This is a genomic window from Endozoicomonas sp. YOMI1 (assembly GCF_024606345.1).
Classification (GTDB): Bacteria; Pseudomonadota; Gammaproteobacteria; order Pseudomonadales; family Endozoicomonadaceae; genus Endozoicomonas.
The window spans coordinates 1-5813 of record NZ_JAHHPM010000439.1; the positions used below are offsets into that span (position 1 = coordinate 1).

Annotated in this window: 5 protein-coding genes; all 5 read right to left on the reverse strand. The window is 53.2% G+C overall.

What is annotated here, in order from left to right:
- Positions 1-189 precede the first annotated feature (189 nt).
- Complete coding sequence (locus KDK15_RS15645; RefSeq protein WP_257296319.1) at positions 190-1680, reverse strand: CoA-acylating methylmalonate-semialdehyde dehydrogenase; 1491 nt, start codon at positions 1678-1680, stop codon at positions 190-192.
- A gap of 66 nt (positions 1681-1746) precedes the next feature.
- Positions 1747-2904, reverse strand: coding sequence for an iron-containing alcohol dehydrogenase (locus KDK15_RS15650; protein ID WP_257296320.1), 1158 nt, complete (start codon positions 2902-2904; stop codon positions 1747-1749).
- A 181-nt stretch (positions 2905-3085) separates the two neighbouring features.
- Positions 3086-3964, reverse strand: coding sequence for an enoyl-CoA hydratase (locus tag KDK15_RS15655; protein WP_257296321.1), 879 nt, complete (start codon positions 3962-3964; stop codon positions 3086-3088).
- A 24-nt stretch (positions 3965-3988) separates the two neighbouring features.
- Positions 3989-5263: a CaiB/BaiF CoA-transferase family protein gene (locus KDK15_RS15660; RefSeq protein ID WP_257296322.1), complete on the reverse strand. Its 1275-nt coding sequence runs from the start codon at positions 5261-5263 to the stop codon at positions 3989-3991.
- An 86-nt stretch (positions 5264-5349) separates the two neighbouring features.
- The coding region (locus KDK15_RS15665) for an FAD-binding protein (protein WP_257296323.1) at positions 5350-5813 on the reverse strand (464 nt) is incomplete at its 5' end.

The following is a 5813-nucleotide window of genomic DNA, read 5'->3' on the forward strand; positions in this document are numbered from 1 at the left end:
GCATAGCCTTAGCTATGTGACCGGAGTTGTAACGCCGCAGAGTGACTGTCCACTTAGTCAGAAAATACGATTTCATTTGGTTAACTACTTACATAATCCAAAACACCAAAAAGCCAGCCCACCGGTTAAATGGGGCTGGCCCGATCAAAACAACGCTCAGGTTTGGGTGTTGCAGTGCCAACCGATCAGTCAGGTCGGCATGGAGAAGCTTACGCCTTCGCGCACACTGGCAGAAGGCCAGCGTTTGGTGATGGTCTTACGCTTGGTGTAGAAGCGTACTCCATCCGGGCCGTAGGCGTGCAGGTCACCGAACAGGGAGCGCTTCCAGCCGCCGAAGCTGTGATAAGCCACTGGCACTGGCAGAGGTACGTTAATTCCCACCATACCTACCTGGACGTGATCGGAGAAGTAGCGTGCTGCTTCGCCGTCACGGGTGAAGATACAGGTGCCGTTGCCGTACTCATGGTCATTGATCAGTTTCATTGCCTGTTCCATGGTTTCGACGCGAATTACCTGCAGTACCGGACCAAAGATCTCCTGGCGGTAGCTTTCCATTTCTGGAGTCACCTGGTCGATCAGCGTGCCACCGACGAAGAAACCGTTTTTGTAATCAGGTACTTCAGGGTTGCGGCCGTCCACAACGATTTTGGCACCATCAGCCTCTGCACTGTCAATAAAACCCACGACCTTATCGCGGTGAGCACCGGTGATAAGTGGACCGAAGTCGTTGCTGCTCTCACTGTGGACACCGACCTTCAGGCTGGCCATGGCAGCTTTCATTTTAGAAATCAGAGCGTCGGCAGTAGTGTCACCTACAGCAACGGCTACGGACAGAGCCATGCATCGCTCACCGGAGGAGCCGAAAGCAGCTCCAACCAGCTGGTTAACAGCGTTGTCCAGGTCAGCATCAGGCATGATGATGGCATGGTTTTTGGCTCCACCCAGAGCCTGGCAGCGCTTACCATTGGCGTTGGCCGTGGTGTAGATGTATTCGGCAATAGGAGTAGAGCCAACGAAGCTTACGGCCTTGATTCGCTCGTCTTTCAGCAGTGTATCTACTGCTTCCTTATCACCGTTGACCACGTTGAGCACGCCATCAGGCAGGCCAGCTTCTTGCAGCAGCTGAGCGATGAGTAGAGTGGAGCTTGGGTCACGCTCCGAAGGCTTGAGTATGAAGGGGTTACCACAGGCGATGGCCATTGGGAACATCCACATGGGTACCATTGCCGGGAAGTTGAATGGTGTAATACCAGCTACCACGCCCAGTGGCTGGAATTCGCTCCAGGAGTCAATGCCAGGACCTGCATTGCGGCTGTGCTCGCCTTTCAGCAGCTCAGGAATGCCGCAGGCATACTCAACATTTTCGATGCCGCGCTGCAGCTCACCCATGGCGTCGTGAGAGATCTTGCCGTGCTCTTCACCGATGAGTCTGCAGATCTCATCAGCGTTGGCTTCCAGCAGTTCTTTGTACTTGAACATGATGCGAGCACGCTTCATTGGCGGAGTGTTACGCCATTCAGGGTAGGCAGCTTCAGCAGCGGCAATTGCATCTTCCACAGTTTCCCTGGAAGCAAGCAGGACTTCTTTTTCAGGAACACCAGTGGCGGGGTTGTAGACCGCTTGCTTACGAGCGCCTTCGGTAACAACCTTGCCATTGATTAGATGTCCGATAGTACTCATCGTATTTCCTCCAGGAGGGATGTGAGCGACCCCGAGGGAGCCGCCGGTGATTAATTCGCTAATGCATTACAGAAGCTGGCGATAGATCTCGACGATCTGCTCGCTGCTGGGTACTCGCGGATTGTTGTTGGGGGAACCTGAAGCCAGAGCCTGCTCAGCCATGGTCGGTGCCATGTTAAGGAAGGTGTCACGATCGATACCGAACTGCTCTGGAGACGGCACTTTGAGCTCGTCGTTCAGGGCGTGCAATTCTTCCAACAGCTTCTTGTTGGCGGCATCGTTGCTGTCGGTTGCCTCGGCTACTCCCATAGCGCGGGCACAATCGGCGTAGCGTTCTGGCGCTTCAGGGATGGAGAACGCTGTCACAGCTGGCAATAGCATAGCGTTGGACAGTCCATGAGGGACATGGAAGGCCGCACCAATCGGACGACTCATGCCGTGTACCAGCGCTACGGAGGCATTACAAAAAGCGACACCGGCGAGGGTTGAGCCCAGCATCATCGCTTCGCGAGCCTGCTTGTCGGATCCGTCGCGATATGCCTGACGTATGTTTGGCCCCAGCAGTTTGATCGCTGACAGAGCCTGACTGTCACTGTAAGGGTTGGCTTTCTTGCTGACGTAAGCTTCAATGGCGTGAGTCAGGGCATCGATACCGGTATCGGCGGTAATCCGGGGTGGCAGGCTCAGGGTCAGGCTGTAATCCACCAGTGCCGCTACAGGCATAAAGCCAACACCGACACAGAGCATCTTCTCATCACTGGTTTCATCAGTGATGATGGTAAACTTGGTCACCTCGGAACCAGTGCCGGCGGTGGTGGGAACTGCAATGATCGGCAACCCGGATTCATTCACCACACGGGGGAACTTGTACTCCTGCATGGTGCCGCCGTGCTTGCCGAGAATGGCGATCGCCTTGGCACTGTCGATGGGGCTACCGCCACCCAGGGCGATAATGCTGTCATAGTCGCCCTCGCGCACCTTGTTGACACCGGCCTGAATAGAGGCAACGGTGGGCTCTGGCACAGTGTCATCAAAGACGTCAGCTGTCATGGAATTGTTAGACAGGACGTCCTGGATACTGCTGGCATAACCCAGCTCCACCATCACTTTGTCAGTAATGATCAACGGCCGCTTGCACCCCAGGCTTTCCAGTACGTCAGGAATTTTCAGGCTGGCACCTTCACCCACCTGCATTATGCGTGGAAGAATCACTTGGGTAGACATGTCGATTCGACTCCGAAGTCTGGGATTATCACGGACAGCGGTGACTCCAGGCCTAAAGTGCCCATAAAAACCCCCTTGATTGAGTGAGGCCCGCTACCTGGGAGCCTGTCCGAGAATAGACTGCCATACTGCAGCGACAGCGGTGCCGATTAGTGTCTGAAGTAGCAGATATTTCTGCGTTCTAGCGGTGTCGGAAAACAGGAGCTCGTTTGGCAATAAAGGCGTGCATTCCTTCTTTTTGGCCTTCGGTAGCAAAGGAAGCCTGGAACAGGCGACGTTCGTGGCGCATTCCTTCGTTAAGAGGGGTTTCGAAGGCAACATTGACGGATTCTTTAGCCATACGCACTGCCGGGTCGTTGTAAGCAGCGATGGTATGCGCAGCTTCCAGTGCAACCTGTAACAGATCTTTGGCTGGTACTATACGTGCTACCAGGCCTGACGCTTTAGCTTCCTCAGCATTGATAGTCCGGCCAGTCAGTACCATATCCATAGCCAGGGACTTACCAACCGCTTTGCTGAGACGCTGAGTACCACCGATACCAGGCAGGATGCCCAGCTTGATTTCTGGCTGACCAAACTGAGCATCATCGGCAGCGATAATGAAGTCGCACAACATCGCCAGCTCACAGCCACCACCCAGTGCGTAGCCTCCTACCGCAGCGATAACCGGTTTTTGAATGGCCTTCATTTCATCCCACGGGGCAAAGATATCGTCGCAATAGAACTCGGAGAAATTCAGGTTCGCCATCTCTTCAATGTCAGCCCCGGCCGCAAAAGCCCGGGCACTACCGGTAATCACAATGGCACCGATATTATCGTCTTTGTCAAATTCCTTGAGTGTGTCGACAACTTCACGCGCAAGCTGGCGATTCAGTGCGTTCAAACTTTTGGGACGATGCAGAGTAATGATACCCACCCGTTCACGACGCTCAACCAGAATGACTTCCGGGGTGTGCGCTTTGGGTGCAGCTACCACTGCCAGAGTGGACTTTTCTGCTTCAGTCTTATTTTCAGATTTGACAGACTTAACGGTGAAGCTTGCTTTTTGCTTTTGCATCATAGGTACCTATAGTTCTCGGGTCTGTTAGTGAACGGCTGGAGCAACAGCTTCGTGCAGCTCTGGCTGATCAGCATGGTGGTTATCATTTTGAGCTTTAGCAATGGGGTCATAAGCTCCGTGGCTCGCCATCAGTTCATCAAGAATCGCTTCACGATGCTCATTCAGCATAGGTGCTTTGATTGGCACTTCTGGATCAAATTCGGTCAGGTTGCTCAATTTAATTGGGTTGCCTGCAGTACGTACCGGCCGGTCGTGTTCTCCTTGAACTTTGATGATCATGTCACGGGCCAGTAGCTGAGGATGGTCGAACAACTTGTCAATGGTATTGATGGGTGCACAGGGAACACCCTCGTCATTGAGGGCGTCGATCCAATGCTGCATCGGCCTGGTTTTGGTGATCGCCTCTACGTCCTTAACCAATTGCACACGGTTTTGAACCCGCAGGTCATTGGTCAGAAACTCTGGTTTCAGTGCCAGAAGCGGTGACCCCAGAGCGTCGGCCATCAACAGAAAGAGCGTGTCGTTGCCGGTGCAGATCACAAACTTACCGTCCTCGGCCATAAAAGTCTCAAAAGGTGCCAGCGAAGGGTGGTTGTCACCGGTTCGGGTGGGTACAACACCTTCGACGTCGTAACGCGCCAGAGCTGTCTCCAGAAGTGCGGCCTGACAATCAAGCATGCCGATGTCGATACGTGCTCCCTGGGCGTCACGGCTGCGGCTGTATAGGGAAGCTAAAATACCTATAACACCGAACAGAGCTGCACCCAGATCACCAAAGCTCGTACCAACGCGGGCAGGCTCTGCATTTGGCCAGCCGGTCAAACCCATAATCCCGCCCATTGCCTGTACCACCATGTCGTAACCTGGCAGTTCACTGTACGGACCGCTGTGCCCAAAGCCTGAGATAGAGGCATAAACAATATGTGGATGGGTTTTGGCCAGGCGCTCTGGGCCGTAGCCAAGTCGTTTCATAACACCGGGACGAAAATTCTCAACAACGACATCACTGGTGTCTAAGAGTCGTTCCAGCAGTTCCCGGTCACGTGGCGATTTAATATCTAAAGAGATGCTCTCCTTGCCTCGGTTGAAGCACATAAAATAGGCTGAATCGTCTTCAATGAAAGGCCCGAACGCACGTGTGTCGTCGCCAGTACCAAAGCGTTCAATCTTGATTACCCTTGCCCCAAGATCCGCCAGAATCATTGTGCAATAAGGTCCGGAAAGTACGCGGGAGAAGTCTAATATCGTGACGCCGTCCAGCGGGCCAGGTTTGTACTCTGTGTCGCTAGTGGGATCCATAGTGGCTACTCCAAGTTTCATACCTTGCCAACAATGATACAGAATGTATCGTATTTCACGCAGGTTAAAAAACAGCCTTAATTAAATTAAGCAAGCTCGGCGACGCTCTCACCGGCAATACGGCCGAAGGTAAAAATATCAATGAGTGCATTACCACCCAGACGGTTACCTGCGTGGATTCCGCCGGTCACTTCACCTGCTGCGTATAATCCCGGGATAACATCGCCGTCTTTATTGATAACACGAGCTTGCGTATCGATCTTCAAGCCGCCCATCGTGTGATGAACGGAGGGCTGACGCGGAGTTGCATAAAATGGCGGCTGCTCAACTTTCAAGCCAAGGGCGCTCTTATGGAAATCCGGATCATGACCTTGCTCTACAAAGGTGTTGTAACGCTCAATGGTTGCAACAAACTCTGCCACGGGTACACCGATTTTCTCTGCCAGCTCCTCAAGGGTATCTGCCTTGATGATGACACCTTCTTCGATTTCCCGTTCGATGGTTTCATCAGAAGTATTCGCCGCGGTTTTACGAATCTCGCTGTCGGCAA

Excerpts from the sequence above, each read along its gene's own strand:
- KDK15_RS15660 (WP_257296322.1), bottom strand. The coding sequence starts at position 5,263 with ATGGATCCCACTAGCGACACAGAGTACAAACCTGGCCCGCTGGACGGC.
- KDK15_RS15655 (WP_257296321.1), bottom strand. The coding sequence starts at position 3,964 with ATGATGCAAAAGCAAAAAGCAAGCTTCACCGTTAAGTCTGTCAAATCT.
- KDK15_RS15645 (WP_257296319.1), bottom strand. The coding sequence starts at position 1,680 with ATGAGTACTATCGGACATCTAATCAATGGCAAGGTTGTTACCGAAGGC.
- KDK15_RS15650 (WP_257296320.1), bottom strand. The coding sequence starts at position 2,904 with ATGTCTACCCAAGTGATTCTTCCACGCATAATGCAGGTGGGTGAAGGT.